This is a genomic window from Streptomyces sp. NPDC031132 (assembly GCF_055570595.1).
Map to the genome: position 1 here is coordinate 90264 of NZ_JBVIGX010000022.1, position 18723 is coordinate 108986.

Annotated in this window: 10 protein-coding genes; 3 read left to right on the forward strand and 7 right to left on the reverse strand. The window is 70.6% G+C overall.

Annotated features, from left to right (window positions below; translation table 11 throughout):
• Positions 1-261: 261 nt before the first annotated feature.
• Together araD and ACZ49B_RS27260 are read left to right on the forward strand one after the other, a co-directional pair.
• The gene (gene araD / locus ACZ49B_RS27255; protein ID WP_468310895.1) at positions 262-990 is read left to right on the forward strand and encodes an L-ribulose-5-phosphate 4-epimerase AraD; all 729 of its coding nucleotides are present in this window, start codon (positions 262-264) and stop codon (positions 988-990) included.
• A 1008-nt stretch (positions 991-1998) separates the two neighbouring features.
• Positions 1999-4470, forward strand: a complete 2472-nt coding sequence (locus ACZ49B_RS27260) for a glycoside hydrolase family 9 protein (protein ID WP_468310898.1) — start codon at positions 1999-2001, stop codon at positions 4468-4470.
• 310 nt (positions 4471-4780) lie between these two features.
• Here the strand turns inward: ACZ49B_RS27260 and ACZ49B_RS27265 are convergent, their stop codons facing one another.
• The 4 genes from ACZ49B_RS27265 to ACZ49B_RS27280 all read right to left on the reverse strand — a co-directional run bounded on the left by ACZ49B_RS27265 (position 4781) and on the right by ACZ49B_RS27280 (position 10391).
• Positions 4781-6145, reverse strand: a complete 1365-nt coding sequence (locus ACZ49B_RS27265; protein ID WP_468310901.1) for an RICIN domain-containing protein — start codon at positions 6143-6145, stop codon at positions 4781-4783.
• 36 nt (positions 6146-6181) lie between these two features.
• Entirely contained in the window at positions 6182-7624 is a 1443-nt protein-coding gene (locus ACZ49B_RS27270) for an endo-1,4-beta-xylanase (protein ID WP_468310903.1), read from the reverse strand.
• A gap of 406 nt (positions 7625-8030) precedes the next feature.
• Complete coding sequence (locus ACZ49B_RS27275) at positions 8031-9311, reverse strand: glycoside hydrolase family 6 protein (protein WP_468310906.1); 1281 nt, start codon at positions 9309-9311, stop codon at positions 8031-8033.
• A 108-nt stretch (positions 9312-9419) separates the two neighbouring features.
• Positions 9420-10391 carry a glycoside hydrolase family 6 protein gene (locus ACZ49B_RS27280; protein ID WP_468310909.1) on the reverse strand — a complete coding sequence of 324 codons (972 nt, stop codon included), beginning with the start codon at positions 10389-10391 and terminating at the stop codon, positions 9420-9422.
• Positions 10392-10695: 304 nt separating this feature from the next.
• Here ACZ49B_RS27280 and ACZ49B_RS27285 point away from each other — a divergent pair, with 304 nt between their 5' ends.
• A complete protein-coding gene (locus ACZ49B_RS27285; RefSeq protein ID WP_266659518.1) occupies positions 10696-11727 on the forward strand; it encodes a LacI family DNA-binding transcriptional regulator in 1032 nt (343 codons plus the stop codon).
• A 124-nt stretch (positions 11728-11851) separates the two neighbouring features.
• Here ACZ49B_RS27285 and ACZ49B_RS27290 read toward each other — a convergent pair whose 3' ends face one another.
• From ACZ49B_RS27290 to ACZ49B_RS27300, 3 genes are all read right to left on the reverse strand, one after another.
• Complete coding sequence (locus ACZ49B_RS27290; protein ID WP_468310912.1) at positions 11852-14578, reverse strand: beta-L-arabinofuranosidase domain-containing protein; 2727 nt, start codon at positions 14576-14578, stop codon at positions 11852-11854.
• Between the two features lie 392 nt (positions 14579-14970).
• Positions 14971-16473 (reverse strand): glycoside hydrolase family 43 protein, encoded by a 1503-nt coding sequence (locus tag ACZ49B_RS27295; protein WP_468310915.1) that lies wholly within the window; start codon positions 16471-16473, stop codon positions 14971-14973.
• A complete protein-coding gene (locus ACZ49B_RS27300) occupies positions 16470-18662 on the reverse strand; it encodes a beta-glucosidase (RefSeq protein ID WP_468310917.1) in 2193 nt (730 codons plus the stop codon). Before ACZ49B_RS27300 ends, ACZ49B_RS27295 begins: the two co-directional genes overlap by 4 nt.
• Positions 18663-18723 lie beyond the last annotated feature (61 nt).

Here is an 18723-nt window from a genome sequence, read left to right on the forward strand (position 1 = left end):
CGATGTGGGCGTTCACATTATGCAGCGTGGGTCGCATGGTGTGGGCATGAATCTTCTCCCACCCTCTTGAGGTTACTGCTTGTTAGCGTTAACAATTCCATTTGATCGGGGTAGCCGGGTGGGTGGGACAGCTGCGACAGCGCAGCCGCGACGCCGGGCGCGGCCCCGATCAGTCCAGCCCGCTCATGCGCGACCGCGGGGCCAGCGGGACGCCGGTCCGGAGAAAACCGCCGCGCATGTCAGACAGACGGTGAGAGCGTAGTGAGCGAGACCATTCCCAAGGACCTCCGTCGCGAGGTCCTCGCGGCCAACCTGCGCATCCCGGAGGCCGGTCTGGCCACCCTCACCTGGGGAAACGTCAGTGGAGTGGATCGAGACGCCGGCGTCTTCGTCATCAAGCCGTCCGGGGTCTCCTACGCCGACCTCACCGAGGACGACCTGGTGGTGGTGGCGCTGGAGGACGGGCGGGTCGTCGACGGACACCTCCGGCCGTCCACCGACACCGAAACGCATCGGTGCCTCTACCGGGCCTTCCCCTCCATCGGCGGCGTCACCCACACGCACTCGACGCACGCCGTCGCCTTCGCCCAGGCGCGCCGCCCGATCCCCGTGCTCGGCACGACGCACGCCGACACCTTCAACGGCCCCGTCCCCGTGACGGCGGACCTCACCGCCGAGCAGTGCGCGCAGGACTACGAGTACAACACCGGACAGGTGATCGTCGCCCATCTCGACGGCGACCCCCGCCGGGCCGACGAGGTCCCCGGCGCGCTCGTCTCACGGCACGGTCCGTTCACCTGGGGAGCCACCGCGAAGGCCGCGCTGGAGAACGCCATCGTCTGCGAGGCCGTGGCGGAGATGGCGCTGCACACGCTGGCCCTGGGTTCCCGCCTCGGAGACACCTCCGAACCGCCGAGGCATCTACTGGAACGCCACTTCACCCGCAAGCACGGACCGGACGCCTACTACGGCAACGCCCCGGGCGTCTGAGGCCCCCCACCTCGCGGTGCGGCGACCTGCAGCAGGCGGACGCCGATCCGCGGCTCCGCCGGCGGTGAGGGGTGTCGGGCGGCCGGGAGGTTCGTCGCCCGCTCCGCGTGACCTCGCCCCCGGTGGGTAGACCCTTCGCAGTCGCCGAGGCTGCGGTGCCGACCGAGTGCGACTACCTGCACATCTGTTGTCGGCCCGCCCTCGTCACCCGCTGCGGCGGCGCGGGCCGGATCGCCTGGGTCGGCCCGGTGCCGGGGTGCGACCTTGCCCGGTCACCGGCCGACCGGCCGACGTTGACCGGCTGGCGCCGACGCCCGGCGGCGGCAGGCGCGACCTGTCCGTGTCCCTGCCGCCGCGACCGGCACCTTCCCGGACGGACGCCGACTCCACGTGGTGCACGACTGGCCGGCCGTCCGTCGACGCCCAGGCATGCGCGTGGCCGACCGGCCCGGTGCTGTGACCGGAAGGGTTCACCGGGCCACGGCGCCCGGCTCGGGACCTCGCCGCGTTGTCGGACTGCGCAAGTACGTCCAGTACGAGACGTGGGCCTCCGCCTTGCGATGCACCACACCGGAAGCCGCGACCGGCAAGCCTTTCCGGCCACGGCACTGGGGAGTGTCTGGTGGAGCAAGGTCGGCTGGTGCCGCGCCGCGCCTTGCCTCGCCTTGCCAGGTTGTCGACGGTCGCCCTGCAATCCACGACACCAGCCGGCCAGGCCTATCCGACCCTGATCGACCAGGCATCCCCTGATCCCGGCGGGCGGTGCGCGTGGCTCAGCGGTTGGGGGTTGGGGCGGACGAGTCTGCTCCGCGGGGCCGACGTCACCTCTGGTCGTCGGTTTCGGGCCACCCGTGCACGTGTGCCGGAGCTGTGGTGGCAGTCGGCCCGGTCTCGGGTGCGGTTCGCTCGACTACCGGTTCGTACCGGTGGCTTGACGGGTCCGGCAGGGGCCTGGCTTGATTGGGAGCGCTCCCACTCTGCCCCTCATCCACCGAGGAAGGCTTCACCGTGCCTCCTGTCACCTCCGCCCGCGGCGTGCCACGTCGCGCGGCCGCAGTGCTCGCCGGCTTCGCGCTGGCGGTCGGCGCCCTGTCCGCGACCGCCCTGACCGTTCCGGTCGCGGCTGCCGCCACCGCGGCCGCCGTTGCCGACTCGCCCGTCCGGGTCAACCAGCTCGGCTACCTGCCCGACGGCCCCAAGCGGGCCACCGTGGCCAGCTCCGCGACCGCCCCGCTCGCCTGGCTGTTGCGCGACGCTTCCGGCACCGTGGCCGCTTCGGGCGCCACCGTGGTGCGCGGCGCCGACCAGGCGTCCGGCCAGTCCACGCACCTGGTTGACTTCGGCGCGTACACCGGCACCGGCACAGGCTTCACCCTGGTCGTCGACGGCCGGACCAGCCACCCCTTCGGCATCTCCGCCTCGCTGTACGACGGACTGCGGGCCGACAGCATGTCGTTCTTCTACCAGCAGCGCAGCGGCATCGCGATCGATGCTGCCCTGGTGGGCGGCAGCGCGTACGCCCGCCCCGCCGGGCACCTGGGCGTCGCCCCGAACAAGGGCGACACCGCCGTCCCCTGCCAAGCCGGGGTGTGCGACTACCAACTGGACGTGCGCGGCGGCTGGTACGACGCGGGCGACCAGGGCAAGTACGTGGTCAACGGCGGCATCTCGGTCTGGGAGATGGTCAACTCCTTCGAGCGGGCTCGCCGTTCGGGCGGCGATGCGGCCCTCGGCGATGCGACGCTGCGGGTGCCGGAGCGCGGAAACGGGACGCCGGACGTACTGGACGAGGCACGTTGGGAGTTGGAGTTCCTGCTGCGGATGCAGGTCCCGGCCGGGAAGCCGATGGCCGGGATGGCCTTCCACAAGATGCACGATGCCAAGTGGACCGCCTTGCCGACCCGGCCGGAACTGGACGCCGAGCAGCGGGAGTTGCACAAGCCGTCGACTGCCGCGACGCTGAACCTGGCGGCCTCGGCCGCGCAGTGTGCCCGGGTGTACGCGCCGTACGATGCCGCGTTCTCCGCGCGCTGCCTGGACGCGGCCCGCCGGGCCTGGACGGCCGCCAAGGCGAATCCGAACGTGCTCGCCCTGGCGAGCGACAGCACCGGCGGCGGGGCGTACGAGGACGCCGACGTCTCCGACGAGTTCTACTGGGCGGCGGCGGAACTCCTGGCCACCACCGGCGAGTCCCAGTACCGGGACGCCGTCACCTCCTCCCCGCACCACGCCAAGCCCGTCGACGCGTTCTGGTGGGGCGGCACCGCGACGCTCGGCCGCATCACCCTCGCCACCGTCCCCGGCGCGGGCCTGCCCGCCGACGACGTGACGCGGCTGCGCGGCCTGCTGACCACGGCGGCCGACGGCCACCTGTCCACGATGTCGGGGCAGGGCTACGCGGTGCCGCTCGCCGCCACCGGGTACGTGTGGGGCTCCAACAGTGCCGTCACCAACAACGCGATGGTGCTGGCCGTCGCGTACGAGATCACCGGCCAACAGCGTTACCGCTCAGGAGCGTTGGAGGCATTGGACTACCTGCTCGGCCGTAACGTGCTCGACCTCTCCTACGTCACCGGCTACGGCGACCGCACTTCCGAGAACCAGCACCACCGGTTCTGGGCGCATCAGAACGACGCCTCGCTGCCGCACCCGCCGGCCGGTTCCTTCGCGGGAGGGCCGAACGCCGGTCTGGAGGACCCGGTGGCCAAGGAGAAGCTGACGGGCTGCGCACCGGCGGCGTGCTACGTGGACGACATCGGCTCGTACTCCACGAACGAGGTGGCCATCAACTGGAACGCCTCGCTGGCCTGGCTGGCGGCCTTCGCGGCCGAGCGGCGCGGTGCCCCGGCGGCGCCCGTGGTCCAGGTGGCGCCTGCGGCCGTGACGGTCCCGGAGGGCGGCTCGGCGACGGCGGGCGTGCGGCTCTCGGCCGCGCCCGCGCAGAACGTGACGGTGACGGTGGCCCGGAGCTCCGGCGACGAGGACCTGTCGGCAGCCGCAACCCTGGTCTTCAGCCCGGCCAACTGGGCGACGGCGCAGCAGGTTTCGGTCCTCGCCGCGCAGGACTCCGACGCGTCTTCGGGCAGCGCGACCTTCACGGTCGGGGGCCCTGGCGTGCAGTCGGCGGCGTTCACGGCGACGGAGGCGGACGACGACGCGTCGGCGGCCGCCTGCACGGTGGCGTACCGGATCGACAACTCCTGGGGCAACGGTTTCACCGCGACGGTGACCGTGAAGAACACCGGCACCTCGAGGATCTCCGGCTGGACCCTCGGCTGGAGCTTCGCGGGTGATCAGCGGATCAGCAACGGCTGGAACGCCACGGTGACCCAGTCGGGCAGTACGGTCACCGCCCGGGACGCCGGGTGGAACGGCACGCTGGAGTCCGGCGGCAGCGTGGGCTTCGGCTTCCAGGCGACGTATTCGGGCACCAATGCGATCCCGGCGCGCTACACGCTCAATGGTGCGCTCTGCTCCTGAACGCCCACCACGCCCTGCTGCCGGCCCGCCGCACCGGAAACCCTGGTGCGGTGGGCCGCTCCCGGTGAACCTTCCCGGTCGCAGCACTAGGTCCAGCCGGGGCAGCGGCAGCCGGCCGTGCTGACCGGGCGCGTAGTGCTCGAAGCAGCGTGCGGACATGCGGAATCCTCCGTCGGCCGTAGGTGGTGCGCGCGACCGTACTGTCGAAGGTGTCTTGCGGGAAGCGCTGCGATCGGTGGACACGACGGAGTGGAGCCAGGATGATCCTGGCTCCACTCCATGGTGCGGGCGTGTCGCTGGAACTGTGTCGCTAGAACTGTGCGAAGAACCTCCAGATCTCTCCCTTGGTCCAGGTGGTGACGCCGCTCTCGTTGGAGGAGCCGTCGACCGGACCGGGCAAGTGGCCTCCGTCGAACGCGGCCCATTGGACCGGGTATCCGGCACGGCAGCCCGAGTAGGTGGTGGTGATGTGCGTACGGCTGCCCGGCGCGGCCTCGCGCGGGCTCTGTGCAGTGCAGCCGTTGTTGCTGACGAACTTGTCGCGCAGGGACCTTCCTTGCGCGATGTTGAGGACGGAGTCGCTGACGCCGTGGATTCCGAAGTAGGCGATGGGCTGGGTGCCGCCGCTGCACCCGCTGATCTCGGCGCCGGACATGACCGCGACGGCTCTGAAGACGTTCGCCCGGGTACATGCGAGTGCGTAGCTCATTCCGCCGCCCCAGCTGAAACCGGTGGCGAAACGCTGCGCCGGGTTGACGCAGAGGCCGCCCTCGATCCGCCGGATCATGTCGTCGACGAAGGTGACGTCCTCACCGCCCGGATTGGCCCAGCCGTTGTCGAGGCCCTGGGGGGCGACGAGGATCGCGCTGTTGTTGGATTGCTCCTGTTGGCCGTAGTAGGACCAGGCGCTCCCGCTCGTTCCGCCCGAGGCGACGTCGCCGGCGGTTCCGCCCCGCCAGTGGAACGCGAAGATCAGCCGGTAGGGATGGCTGGTGGAGTAGTTGTCGGGAACCCTGAGGATGAAGCTGCGGCTCTTGCCGCCGCTCTGGATCGTGTGCGTACCGCTCGCCAGCGTCGGGGCGCTGCCGCATCCGCCGCCGCCGGACGACAGCTTGACCAGCTGCCATTGCTGGTTGGCGCCGCCCCAGTCGCCGTACTGGACGACGTTGCCGCCGTCGGCGGTGGAAGCGCCCTGCACCTCGACGGCCTTGCCGCTGGTGCGGTTGATCAGCCGGACGTGGCCCGCGTCGGAGTCGGCCAGTCGGAACTGCTGGTTGGCCGCGTTGCCGTCGGTCCGCTGCGTGATCGCGGCGCCGTTGGCGGTCGAGGCGCCGGCCACGTCGAGGACCTTGCCCGAATGCCGGGCCTTGAGCCGGTAGAAGCCGCCGCCGGAGTCCACGAACTGCCACTGCTGGTTGGCTCCGTCGTTGCGCGTCCACTGACTGACCCGCGCGCCGTCGGCGGTGGACGCGCCGTAGACGTCCAACGCCTTGCCGCTGTTGCGATTGATCAGGACGTACCAGGCATTGCCGTCCACCGTCGCCGCCTCGGCGGGCGCCGGCTTCACCGCGAAGAGCATGCCGATCGCGAGCGTCGCCGCCACCACGGCGGCCAACCGGGGCCACCAGGGATGCCTTCGTGGAGGGGCGGGGGAGGCCGCACCGTAGGTCTTCATCGGTTCCACGGTTCACCCTTTCGCCGTGACGGTTCGTCAGGTGCGGGTCCAGCGTTGGTTGCTGCCGCCCGAGCAGGAGTAGAGCTGGATCAGGGTGCCGTTGGCGGTGCCGGTGCCGGCGGCGTCCAGGCAGAGGCCGGACTGGACCCCGACGATGGATCCGTCGGAGTTGAGGCGCCACTTCTGGTTGTCGCCGCCCCAGCAGCTGTAGATCTGGACCTTGGTGCCGTTACCGGTGCCGGCGGCGTCCAGGCACTTGTCGCCGTAGACCCTGAGCTCGCCCGCGGCGGTGTAGGACCACTGCTGGTTGGTGCGGTTGTTGCAGTCCCACAGGTTGAGCTGGGTGCCGTCGGTGGTGCCGGCGCCGGGCACGTCCAGGCAGCGGCCCGAACCGACGCCCTTGACCTGTCCGGAACCGGGCGTGGGGGTCGGGGTGGGGGTGGAGGAACCGGCGTTGAGCGCGCCCAGCACGGAGGTGTAGGCGGGCTTCTTGTTGCCGTTGCCGTCGAACAGCAGCGGCGACTGCTCCGACCGCCAGGAGTCGGTGTCGCGCACACCCCAGACGGTGATGCCCATGCAGCGCGGGACGGCCAGGCAGTCGTTGGTCACGTTGGCGTAGGTCGTGGCCGACGCGCCCTGGACGTCGAGTTCGGTGACGGCCACGTCGACGCCGAGGGCGGCGAAACTCTGCAGTGTGGTGCGGAAGTTGCCGTTGTACGGGCTGTCGTTGTTGAAGTGGGACTGGAAGCCGACGCAGTCGATCGGCACTCCGCGCTGCTTGAAGTCCCGGACCATGGCGTACATGGCCTGTGTCTTCGCCCAGGTCCAGTTCTCGACGTTGTAGTCGTTGTAGCAGAGCTTGGCGGACGGGTCGGCGGCGCGCGCGGTGCGAAAGGCGACCTCGATCCAGTCGTTGCCGGAGCGCTGCAGGTTGGAGTCGCGCCGGGCCCCCGAACTTCCGTCGGCGAAGGCCTCGTTCACGACGTCCCACTGGACGAGCTTGCCCTTGTAGTGGGCCATCACGCCGTTGATGTGGTTGGTCATCGCCTGGCGCAACGTGCTGCCGCTGAGGTTCTGCATCCAGCCGGGCTGCTGCGAGTGCCAGGCCAGGGTGTGGCCGCGTACCTGCTTGCCGTTCTGCACCGCCCAGTTGTAGACGCGGTCACCTGCGGCGAAGTTGAACTGGCCCTGCTGGGGTTCGGTGGCGTCGATCTTCATCTCGTTCTCGGGGGTCACCATGTTGAACTCGCGGCCCGCGATCGTCGTGTACGCCGAGTCGCCCAGCCTGCCCGAGGCGACGGCGGTGCCGAAGTAGCGGCCGCTCTGCGCCGCGGCGCCACCGAGCGTGTTCGCGGCGGCGTGTGAGGCCGGCGGAGCCACCAGCACGGCGGCCGAAGCGAGGGCGCCGGCGACCAGCGCCGTACGAAGAACGCCGACCTTCCGGCGGACGGTGGATGGGGGAATGGCATTTGAGCCCATGAAAGAGCCTCCAGGACAGAAATCACGGAAGGGATTGGAGCGCGGCAGGGACAATCCGCGCGAACGACCCCGCGTCCATTGGCAAAGGACGCTCACAGCCGGGGCGTAAAGATCCAAGGCCGGAACCCAGCACCCGGACACAGGCGGGGGTACCGCCTCGGGCTTCAGTCTGGAAACACGACAGAAACATGTCAAGACTTTCGAAAGGCTTTCGAGAATTCGGTCCCTCTGAATAGCCCGATAGCCGCTTTTCATAGAGCGATCCTCATCGAAAATATTTCGATGAGGATCGCTCGACTGGGCTGCTGCCGAAGCTCAGACGAAATCAGAACGGCGGCCGCTAGGCGAGATCCCGCCATGCGGGATTCCGCCATGAACGGGTAATTCCTTCAGTTCGCGTCTCCGGTCAGCGCAGGGCCGTGTTGAACTCCAGTGCGGGGGCGGCGTTGCGAACGAGGGACTTGGCCTGCTCCGGCCACCACACACCGGCCGCGGGATCGACGACGCCGTACTCCGGGTCGATGGTGCCGCCCGGGATGCTGCGGTTGCACTCGCCGTCGGACTGGCCGACGGTCTTGATCCACAGGTAGGCGTCCACGAGCGGGACACGGGTGTTCGCGGTCGGCCGGGCCCCGATGCCGCGACCGGGAGCGTTGCACCAGGTCTGCGGATCGCCGCTGTACTTGCCCGCGGGCGGGGTCCAGGCGCCCCGGCCGTCGCGGCCGGTGTCCACGACGAGATGGGTGAGCTCCTGGGCGGGCGGGGCGGCGACGTTCCGCTGGAACCACAGGTCGGTCCAGTGCCAGGTGGACGGGTCGTCCACGTTCACGGCGTTCCCCGGCTGCCCGTCGTTCGGTGCCGCGGGGGAGTAGTACTGGCTCGCGCACCAATCGGGGTGCCCCTTGGCCCAGTCCGGGCCCTTGGTTGCGAACCACAGGCACTGGGAGACCCAGGTGCCGTAGTGGGTGGACAGATCGGTGGCCAGATAATTGGAGACGTTCAGGGAGAAGCCCTGGGTACGGGTGACACCTGCCTGGAGGAGGCGTTGTGCGACGTCGCCGACGCTGCGCCAGTGGCTGTTGCCGGCGTCCAGGTAGACCACGCTGTTCGGCTGCCGCTCCAGGGCGTCGATCGCGTGGGTGAGGTCGGCGTAGCGTCCGGTGGTGATCGCGCCGGTGGGGTCGCTGTCGGGCCCGCAGTCGGAGGGGAGGTTGGCCAGCCCGTCCGGTTCGAGGATGACGACGGCCTTGCTGCGGCCGATCCCCCGGGCGAAGGCGCTGATCCAGGCCTGGTACTCGGCGTCTGACCGCGCACCGCCGGAGGAGTACTGGGAACAGTCGCGCAGCGGGATGTCGTAGGCCACCAGAACGGGAACGGTCCGGGTCCGTTCGGCCCGGCGCACGAGGTCGCGTACGCGGGATTCGACCTGCTCCGGGGTGCCGTCGGTGAACCAGGCGGCCTCCGGCCAACTGGCCAGCTTCGCCATCGACTTGGCGTCCTCGAAGTCCCGGTGGATGAGGTCGGTGACGGCTTGGTGGGCCGCGTCGCTGTCGGGATCGACGTAGAAGCGGGTGTTGGCGGGAAGCGTGTGGGAGCCCGCCTCGGCGGCGGAGGCCGGGGTGACGGCGCCGAAGAGCAGCGTGAGCGCGCTCGCTGCCGGGACTGATCGGTGCAGGGGGATGCGCACGGGGTTCCTTCGGTAGGGCTGCTCGGGTGCCGGGCCCTGGCGTCGGACCGCTGGGCTCGCCCGGCGCAGGGGCCCGGTCTTCGGCGAGGGAAGGGGGGTGGGGGCGGGTCAGTAGCCGTAGATCATCTTGTAGGCGACCTCCGGCAGGAACTGTCCGGCCGAGGAACCGGACCCGACACCGCAGTTGCCGTCGGACTCGCCGGGGACCTTGATCCATAGCAGCATCTCGGCGCCGCCGCCGCGCTGGGTGGGAGTGCCGATCCGGCGGCCGGCGGGGTTGCACCACTGGCCATTGGAGCCGTTGCCGTTGCGGCTGGTGTCGACGACGAACGGCTTGGTGTAGCCGTAGGAGGCCAGGGCGGAGTTGACCGCGTTGCCGTACGAGGTGTTCTGGTCGGTGGTGAAGTAGTTGGAGACGTTCAGCACGAAGCCCCGCGCCCCGCTGACCCCGGCGGTGGCGAGCTGCTGCGCCATGGTCGAGGCGCCGACCCAGCCGGGGTTCCCTGCGTCGAGGTAGACCCAGGTGTTGGGTGCCTTGGCGTTGAACTGGGCGATCGCGTTCTTCAACATGGCGTTGCGCTCGGCGATCTGAGTGGCCGTCATGCAGCTCTCGTGGCCGAGCGCGTCGGGTTCGAGGACCACGACGGCCGGGCGGCTGCCGATGCCACTGGCGAAGGCGGCGATCCAGGCGTCGTACGCGGCGCGGCTCCCGGCGCCGCCGCCGGACTGGCCGGCGCAGATGTCCCGGTTGGGGATGTTGTACGCGACCAGGACCGGCAACTTGTCGTAGGAGTCCGCGCGGCCGACGTAGGCGCCGGTGGCGGCGCCGATGTCGCCGCTCCAGTTGCCGAACCAGCGGGCCGCCGGGGTGTTGGCGATGGACGTCCGGATCGCCGCCGCCCGCCCGTCTCCGGCGTTCGCGTTGGTCCACCGCAGGGCGGAGTTGTCGGGGTCGGTGTAGAAGCCGCTGGTCATGGTGGTCGGGTCGGCGGCGTAGGCCGGGCCGGCGTTGAGCAGGGAGAGACCGGCGGTGAGGGCACCGGCCAGCAGGGCGGATGCGGCTCGGACGGACTTGCGCATGGTTCTTCCTCCGGTGGGGGTGGGGAAGTGGAAGCGCTTCCAGTTTTGGTGTGGGGTCGAATCGCGCTGAGGGGATGATTGGGGCCGTAACCGGGGTGTGTCAAGTGGTTGAACGCGGAATTACCGGCGTGGCCGGTATGGCGTCATTGGTTGGAAGCGCTACCAGATCGAGACCGAGGACGACGTCCGAGTGCAGGTCCGAAGTCGGGCGGTGCATGGAATCATGGCCGCTGTTCGCTGTTCGCTGTTCGCTGTTCGCTGTCCGCCGTCCACCGTCCGCGTGAGCCCGAGGAGCAGTTCTTCCATGGAGCCGTCACCCAAGCGCATGCCGACCCTCGACGAGGTGGCCGCACGCGCCGGTGTGTCGCGCACCGCGGCCTCCCGGGTGATCAACAACGCCCCGCACGTCAGCCGCGCCAAGCGTGAGGCGGTCCAACGGGCGGTGCGCGAGCTGGACTTCGTGCCCAATCCGTCCGCGCAGGCCCTCGCGACCCGCAAGGTCGGAGCGGTGGTGCTGGCGCTCTCCAGCGACGAACCGGGGCTGTTCGCGGACCCGTTCTTCGCGGAGGTCATCGTCGGCGTCAGCGCGGCGCTGGAGCAGACCGAGCTGGAACTGATCCTGCTGCTGGCCAACACCCCGCGCGGCCGGGAGAGGTTCGAGCGGCTGTTGCGCTCCCGCCGGGCCGACGGCGTCATGCTGATGGCGCTGCGGGGTGACGATCCGCTGGGCCGCCTGGGCGAGGAGGTCGATCTGCCCGTGGTCTTCGGCGGGCTCCCGCTCATCGGGGAGCCCACGTGGTACGTGGACGCCGACAACCGGGGCGGTGCCCGCCTGGCCGCCGAGCACTTCGCGCGTACGGGCCGCCGACGGCCCGTCATGATCACCGGCCAGGTGGACGCCAGGGCCGCGGTCGCGCGGGAGCAGGGGTTCACCGACGGTCTGACCTTGTCCGGCCTGCCCCTGCTGGGGGTCGAGCCCGGGCAGTTCACCGAGGAGGGCGGCGCCGAGGCGATGGAGCGGCTGCTCCGGGCGCACCCCGATCCCGACGCGGTGTTCGCGGCCTCCGACGCGATGGCCATCGGCGCGCTGCGCACCTTGCGGGAACGGGGACTCCGGGTGCCCGAGGACGTCGCGGTGATCGGCTTCAACGACCTGGCGAGCGCCCGGCACACCAGCCCGCCGCTGACCACGGTCCATCAGCCGGTACGGGCGCTGGGGCAGGAGATGGCCAGGATGCTGGTCAGTGCCATCGAAGGACACCGCCCCAGCCCCTTGATCCTCCCGACCCGCCTGACTGTGCGCGAGTCCGCCCCCGATCTGCCCGCGTCCGCCTGACCGGTGGGCGCTTCCGGCAGAATCGGCCCGATCTGACCCGAGCGCCTCCCATCCGAGTTCCCTTCGCCGCGAGCGGCCTGTGGCGGTTGGGGGACCCGGCGCGAGGTCGGCGGGGTCAACGGGGTCAGATGAATCGCCACAGGTGGTCGTTGGTGCCGTTGTCGTCCCAGAGGACGGCCTGTGCTCCCTGGCCGGTGGAGGCGCCGGAGACGCCGAGGACGCGGCCGCTGTTGGCGCACTGGATCTTGAAGGTGTCGCCGCCGCCGTGGCGCAGGCGCCACCGGTGGTCGGCGGTGCCGTTGTCCGCCCACTGGACGATCCGGGCGCCGTTGGCGGTGCCGCCGTTCTCCACGGCGAGGACCTTGCCGCTGTGGGAGTTGCGCAGGCGCAGGTGGCCGCCGGTGTCGACGACGGCCGTCCAGAGGTGGTCGGCGGTGCCGTTGTCGTCCCACTGGACGGCGAGGCCGCCGTCGGCGGTGGACATGTCCCGCACACCGAGTACCCGCCCGCTGGCGACGCTCTGGATGCGCCTGGCGCCGTCGGGGACGAACTGCCACTGGCTGGCGGAGGCTCCGGTGTCGGGCACTTGTACGGCCGCGGCGCCGTTGGCGGTGGCGCCGCCTTCGATGCCGAGCAGCTTGCCGGTGTGCACGTTGTGAAGCTCGTGGTACCCGTTGCCGGCGTCGACGACGGTCCACCGGTGGTCGGGGGTGCCGGTGTCGGCCCATTGGAGGATCGGGGCGTTGTCGGCGGTGGACATGTCCTTCACGCCGAGGACCTTGCCGCTGTTGAGGTTGCGCAGCCGCAGTGCGGTGCCGTCGACGAGAAGGAGCCAATTGTGGTCGGCGGTGCCGGAGTCGGCCCACTGCAGGGCGAGGCCCCCGTCGGCGGTGGACATGTCACGGATGCCGAGGACGAGTCCGCTGGCCGCGTTGACGAGACGGAAGCCGGGAGTGTCCGTCCGCCAGTAGACGGTGTAGTTGAAACCCTGGGCGTCGTGGAAGGGGGCGAGACCGACCTTCGTCCCGTCGGCGGTGGCCGTGAAGGCGAGGGAGGTGCTGCTGGTTCGGGTGATCGAGGAGGCGTCCAGGGTCGGGAGGGAAGACAGTTTGGTGCTGCCGTAGTTGCCGGCGAGGACGGCGGGGCCGTAGGTGATCGCCGCAATACCAGGGCTGTCGTTGGCGGCCTGGAGGGCCACGCGCATGGGCAGCTTCACGGTGACCGTATCGCCGGAGGCCCAGGACCGGGTGAGCGTGGCGTAGGTGCCCGGACTGGCCGTGACGCTCTGGGCAACGCCGTTGACGCTGAGGGTGGCGCCCGAAGTCCATCCGGGGATGCGGACGCGCATCGACCAGGTCCCGCCCATGCCGCCGGTGACCTTGAGCGTCGTGGTGTCGTCGGCCGGATAGGAGGTGGTCTGGGTGACGGTGATGCCTCGCTGAGTCCAGTCCAGGACGGAGGGGAGGAACAGGTTCACGGTGAGGGTGGTGCCGCCGTCGTGGAAGTAGACGGAGTCCATCAGCTTCGTGTGGGACTCGATGCCCGTTCCCTGGCAGCACCAGAACGTGCCGTAGTCGGTGCTCCAGGTGCCGCCGCCCCACGCCGGGCCCCTGCCGCGGCGGCCGCCCGGGTTGAGGGGGGTGAAGTAGGTGACGTGCCCGTGCGGGTCGGCCGGGTTCTGGGCGCCGATGACGTGGTTGAGCAGGGCCTTCTCGTAGAAGTCGAAGTACGACGCCCGGCCGGGGTCCAGCTGCCACAGTTCTCGGGTGAGCTTGAGCATGTTGTACGAGTTGCAGAGCTCGCAGGTGTCGTCGACGAGGAAGCCGGAGATGGCGTTCGGGGCCCGGAAGTGTTCCGCCTGGCTGTTGCCGCCGATGGCGTAGGTGTGCGAGGTGGTGCAGATCGTCCACGCGTTGGCGGCGATGTCGCGGTAGCGGGTCGTCCCGGTGGCCTTGTACTCGCGGACGGCTCCGATCCACTTGGGCACCTGCGTATTGGCGTGCAGACCGCCCAGTTGGTCCAGATTCGCGGCGAGGGGGTCGAAGACCGCCGCGTGGTCGAACCGCTGGGCGGTGGTCAACCAGCGTGCGTCGCCGGTCTGTTGGTGGAGGTCGGCCAGTACCTCGTTCATGCCGCCGAACTCCACGCCCATCAACGACTGCATCGTGCTCCGGCTGAGCGCGGCGGTGCGCCGGTCGACCCAGTCGGCGAGCGCGAGGAGCACGTCACGGGCCTGCGTGTTGCCGATGAGGCGCCACACGTCGAGCAGACCGGCCATGGTCTTGTGGACGCAGTAGTACGGGACGTTCCCGTTCTTCAGCGTGCCTGCTTCGAGGTTGGTGAAGTCGGCCTCGGGGAAGCCCGACAGGTAGCCGGCGGAGAAGCCCGCGGTGGAGTTGTTGGCCTGGCACTTGGCGAGCTCGGCCACCATGCGGTCGGCCTTGTCTCGGCAGGTGGTGTCCCCGACCGCGGCGTAGGCCTGGGCCCATGCCGTGAGGAAGTGGCCCTGCACATGGGTGCGGAAGGGGAACGCCGGGTCGTCCCATCCTCCGGTCGGGGCCGCGGCGTTGGTGGAGAGCCGGTGGTTGGAGCGGAAGTTGTACAGCAGGCGGTCGACGTCGATGAAGCGGAGATAGGCCAGGGTGCGGTTCTGATTGTCGAGCCAGCGGCTGCTGGTGAGCCGGACCTGACCCAGGTCGAACGGGAACGCCGACACTCCGATGTCGGACCTGACCGGGGGCGTCTGCGCCGCCGCGGAGACGGTGTTCAGTACGGGGCCGACAGCTGCGGCTACGGCCGCGACACCGGTCGCCTTGATCATGGAGCGGCGGCTGAAGGGCGGAACCGGCATGGCGAACTCCATGGTCCGTGGGGGATGAGGTGCCGCGCACAAGGGCTGTCGGGCGTCGGCAGGCGGCAGCGAGGTCGGTGCGGCAGCCGCCTGCTGCGCACGAGTGTTAACGCTCACAATTGGCCTGTCAATACCTTCGACGGGCGGCGGCGACGAGGCCGTCCCGCACTCCGCGCGCTGCTGGTCCGGGCAGTCGATCCGCTCCGGCGAGGTGCATCGCGGCCACGTACCCCGAGGTCAACGGGGTCGGCTAGTGCTGTGGCCGGGAAGGTTTGCCGTGCCGGGCGCCGTGACCCGGTGAACCTTTCCGGTCGCAGCACTAGGCGGGAGGTGGGGGTGCGAACGGGCAGGTGGTGGAGGCTGATTGCCACCTGCCCGCGGCGTCGGCGGTGTCACCGCCTGCCCGGCGGTTCCTGTGGGCTCGGGTAAGTGATGTCGAAACGTGTGAAGTGGGCTTGGTTGCTGGAGGGACGGCCGTTGGAGGTGGCGTAGAGGCCGAGCTGGATGCTGGTGAACAGCGGGGTGAGGAAGGTGGCTTCGACGGTGGCCAGGTCCTGCCAGGCTCCGCCGGGTGCCGTGTGGGCGAAGGTGTGGCTGAACCCGCGGATTCGGACCCCCAGGCGAATGGGGCCCGCAGGGACGCGCAGGGCGGCCAGGACCTCGGCCCCGCGGCGGAGGCTGAGTCCTTCCGCGGTGCGGAGGAAGAGGAGATGGGTGTCGTCGTCCAAGACCACCGCGAGGCCGGCCTGTTCCTCCGGTGCGGTGGGGGTGAAGTGCAGCTCGGTGGAGACGTCGCAGTCGGGCTGCTCCTGGGGGCGGGCCAGGAGGGACGGGGTGGTGCGTTCGCCGAGGCGATCGGGGCGGAGCTCGAGGCGGAGCCCGTCGCCGGTGGTCCAGAACCGCTCCCGCGGCGTGCGCAGGATGCTCCAGTCCGCGCCGAGCGTGGCGAAGTCGTCCTGGACGGGGAGGCGGAGGTCCGTGTGGTCGACGGGGGAGAAGACCGGCCAGCCCGCGTCCCAGGTGATCCGGCTGAGGAAGGTCTCGCGGCCGAGGGCGGAGCCGGGGCGGACGCCCAGGAGGACGGCGCGCCAGTCGCCGTTCGGGGTCTGGACGAGGTCGGCGTGCCCGGTGCAGGTGACCGGACCTTTGGCGGGCGGTAGTACCGGATTGCCGGGGGCGCCCTTGTAGGGGCCGGTCACGCGGGCGGCGCGGGCGGCCACCACGCTGTGCTCCACATCGGTGCCCCCCTCGGCGGTGACCAGGAGATAGGTGCCGCCGGTCTTGTAGAGGTGCGGGGCTTCCGACCATCGGGCGCCGGGGTGGCTCCCCGACCACAGGACGTGCTCGGGTCCCGTCAGCCGTCGTTCCCGGGGAAGGTACTCGCGCATCCATATCTCGGTGCGGCCCGCGGCTTCGTCCACGACTCGTGCCGCCGTGAACCAGGCCCGGCCGTCGCCGTCGCCGTCGCCGTCGCCCTCGTCCCCCTCGCCCTCCCCGTCGTCGGGCCCGTCGTCGAAGAACAGCGACGGGTCGAAGCCCTCGCCCTCCAACCAGTGGGGCTCCGACCACGGCCCCGCCGGGTCGGTCGCGGTGACGACGAAATGGCCCGGGCCGTCCATCAGCGTGCAGACGAGGTGGAAGACCCCGTCATGGTGCCGGATCGTCGGTGCGAACAGACCCCGGGAGGGCTCGCACCCGTCGAGGTCGAGCTGGGACGCCCGGTCGAGCGCGGAGCCGATGCGCCGCCAGTTCAAGAGGTCGCGGCTGTGGAACACGGGAAGGCCCGGGAACCATTCGAAGCTGGACGTCACCAGGTAGTAGTCCGCTCCCACCCGGCAGACGGACGGGTCGGGCCGGAACCCGGGCAGCACGGGATCACCGAAGCAACCGCTCATGGAGCCGGGACGATCTCGACCGGCACGGACAGCACCCGGTCGTCCGCGGGATGGCGTACGGGGCCTTCCAGAGTGAAGGAGCCGTGGAGCGGAAGATCGCCGCTGGACCGTCCGACGGCCACGCCGATCTCCCCGGGCTCCACCCTTCTGCGCAGGTCGAGCCCGGTGAAGGAGGTCCGGTCGGCATGGACCGAGAAGGTGATCCGGGAGGCGGCGCCCGGCCCCAGTTCGACCCTGGCGAATCCGGCGAGCCACCGCTGCGGCCGGACGACGGACGCCACGGGGTCGGAGAGGTACAGCTGGACCACTTCGGTCCCGGCCACCTCGCCGACGTTGCGTACGGTGACCGAAACGGCGACGGTCCCGTCCGTCGCGGCGACGGGGTCCACGGAGAGCTCCGAGCAGGTGAAGCTGGTCCAGCTCAGCCCGTGGCCGAACGGGAACAGCGGGGTCGGGTCCACCGAGCTCCAGTCGGTGTGCCCGCCGAGCCTGGCGTGCAGGTAGGTGCCGGGCTGGCCGCCGACCTGGCGGGGGATGGAGACGGGCAGCCGCCCGGACGGTTCCGCGGCGCCGCTGATGATCCGGGCCAGCGCCGTCCCGCCCTCCTCGCCGGGGAAGAAGGCCTGCACCACGGCCGATGCGCGTTCGGCGAGCGTGCCGAGCGCGTAGGGCCGTCCGGAGACGAGGACCATGACGGTCGGCACCTGCGAGTCCAGCACGGCGGAGGCGAGTGCGGCCTGGTCGCCGGGCAGGTCGAGGGTCTCGGCGTCGCAGCCCTCTCCGGAGGTGCCCCGGCCGAACATGCCGGCCCGGTCCCCGAGCACGAGCAGGTTCACGTCAGGCTCCTCGTCGGTGACCGTGAACCCGGCAGCGGTGAGCGCCTCGCCGAGCGTCGGGATCTCCAGCCCGAGGTCGCCGGGGAGCGCGACGTGGTTGGGGAAGGAGTAGCAGCCGAGAAAGGACTGGGGGTCGTCGGCGTAGGGCCCGCTGATCGCGACCCGGCACGGCCGCAGCGGCAGGATGCCGTCGTTGGCGAGCAGCACGGTGGACCGTTCGGCCAGGAGCCTGGCCAGTGCGCGGTTCTCCGGCGGGTCGAGGTCGACCGGCTCGGGCTTGACGGGTTCCCAGTCGGGGTCGAGCAGGCCGAGCTCGGCCTTCTGGAGCAGGACCCGTTGCGCGGCCCGGTCGATGAGCTCCTCGGGCACGCTTCCCGCCCGTACGAGCTCGGTCAGCGGCTCGCCGTAGCACCGGGCGGTGGGCAGCTCGACGTCGATTCCGGCGGTCAGCGCCAGCGCGCCGGCCGAGCCCCGCGATCCGGTGACGCCGTGCCGGGTCTCCAGGAAGGAGACGGCGTAGTAGTCGGCGACGACCACACCGCCGAACCCCAGCTCGCCCCTGAGCAGTTCGGTCAGCAGTCGTTCGTCGCCGGCCACCGGAACGCCGTCCACGTCGGTGTAACTGTTCATCACCGACCGGGCGCCCCCCTCGCGCAGTGCCCGTACGAAGGGCTCGACAAGTACGTCGGCGAACTCGCGCGGTCCCGAGGCGACGGGGGCCATGTTCCGGCCGCCGCGCGAGGCCGAGTACCCGGCGAAGTGCTTGAGCGTCGCCACGATCCCGGCGCCCTCCAGGCCCTGTACGTAGGCGGTGCCGATGGCTCCGACGAGATAGGGGTCCTCGCCGATGCACTCCTCGGTCCTGCCCCACCGGTAGTCGCGGACCACGTCGAGCACGGGAGCCAGCCCCTGGTGGACGCCGACCCGCCGCATCCCGGCGCCGATGGCGGCGGCCATCCGGCGCACGAGTCCGGGATCGAAGGAGGCGCCCCAGGCCAGTGGCCCGGGGAAGACCGTCGCTCCGAACGTCATGAAGCCGGTCAGGCACTCCTCGTGAGCGACCGCCGGAATCCCGAACCGGCCGGCTTCGGTCACCTGCCGCTGGAGCGAGGCGAGCCGCTCCATCCCGGCTTCCGCGGTGATCGGCGCGGTGCCGTACACCCGGGTGAGCTGGCCGAGGCCGTGGGCGACGATGTCGTCGAGTCCGGGCGCCGACTCGCCGGAGTCGTCCTCCATCGGCGCGACGGGTGCGCCTGGATCCGAGGGCAGCGCCCAGAAGCCGGCGAGCTGACCCGCCTTCTCCTCCAGCGTCATCCGTTTCAGCAGATCGGCGACGCGTATGGAAACGGGCATGAGGGGGTCACGCCAGGGCTCGGTCAAGGAGTTCTCCTAGGGGGTGTCTTGTCGCTCAGGC

Bases quoted from the DNA above. Each gene is read 5' to 3' on its own strand.
- ACZ49B_RS27265 (WP_468310901.1), bottom strand. From the start codon at position 6,145: ATGAAGACCTACGGTGCGGCCTCCCCCGCCCCTCCACGAAGGCATCCC.
- ACZ49B_RS27270 (WP_468310903.1), bottom strand. From the start codon at position 7,624: ATGGGCTCAAATGCCATTCCCCCATCCACCGTCCGCCGGAAGGTCGGC.
- ACZ49B_RS27280 (WP_468310909.1), bottom strand. From the start codon at position 10,391: ATGCGCAAGTCCGTCCGAGCCGCATCCGCCCTGCTGGCCGGTGCCCTC.
- ACZ49B_RS27285 (WP_266659518.1), top strand. From the start codon at position 10,696: ATGGAGCCGTCACCCAAGCGCATGCCGACCCTCGACGAGGTGGCCGCA.
- ACZ49B_RS27290 (WP_468310912.1), bottom strand. From the start codon at position 14,578: ATGCCGGTTCCGCCCTTCAGCCGCCGCTCCATGATCAAGGCGACCGGT.
- ACZ49B_RS27295 (WP_468310915.1), bottom strand. From the start codon at position 16,473: ATGAGCGGTTGCTTCGGTGATCCCGTGCTGCCCGGGTTCCGGCCCGAC.
- ACZ49B_RS27300 (WP_468310917.1), bottom strand. From the start codon at position 18,662: ATGCCCGTTTCCATACGCGTCGCCGATCTGCTGAAACGGATGACGCTG.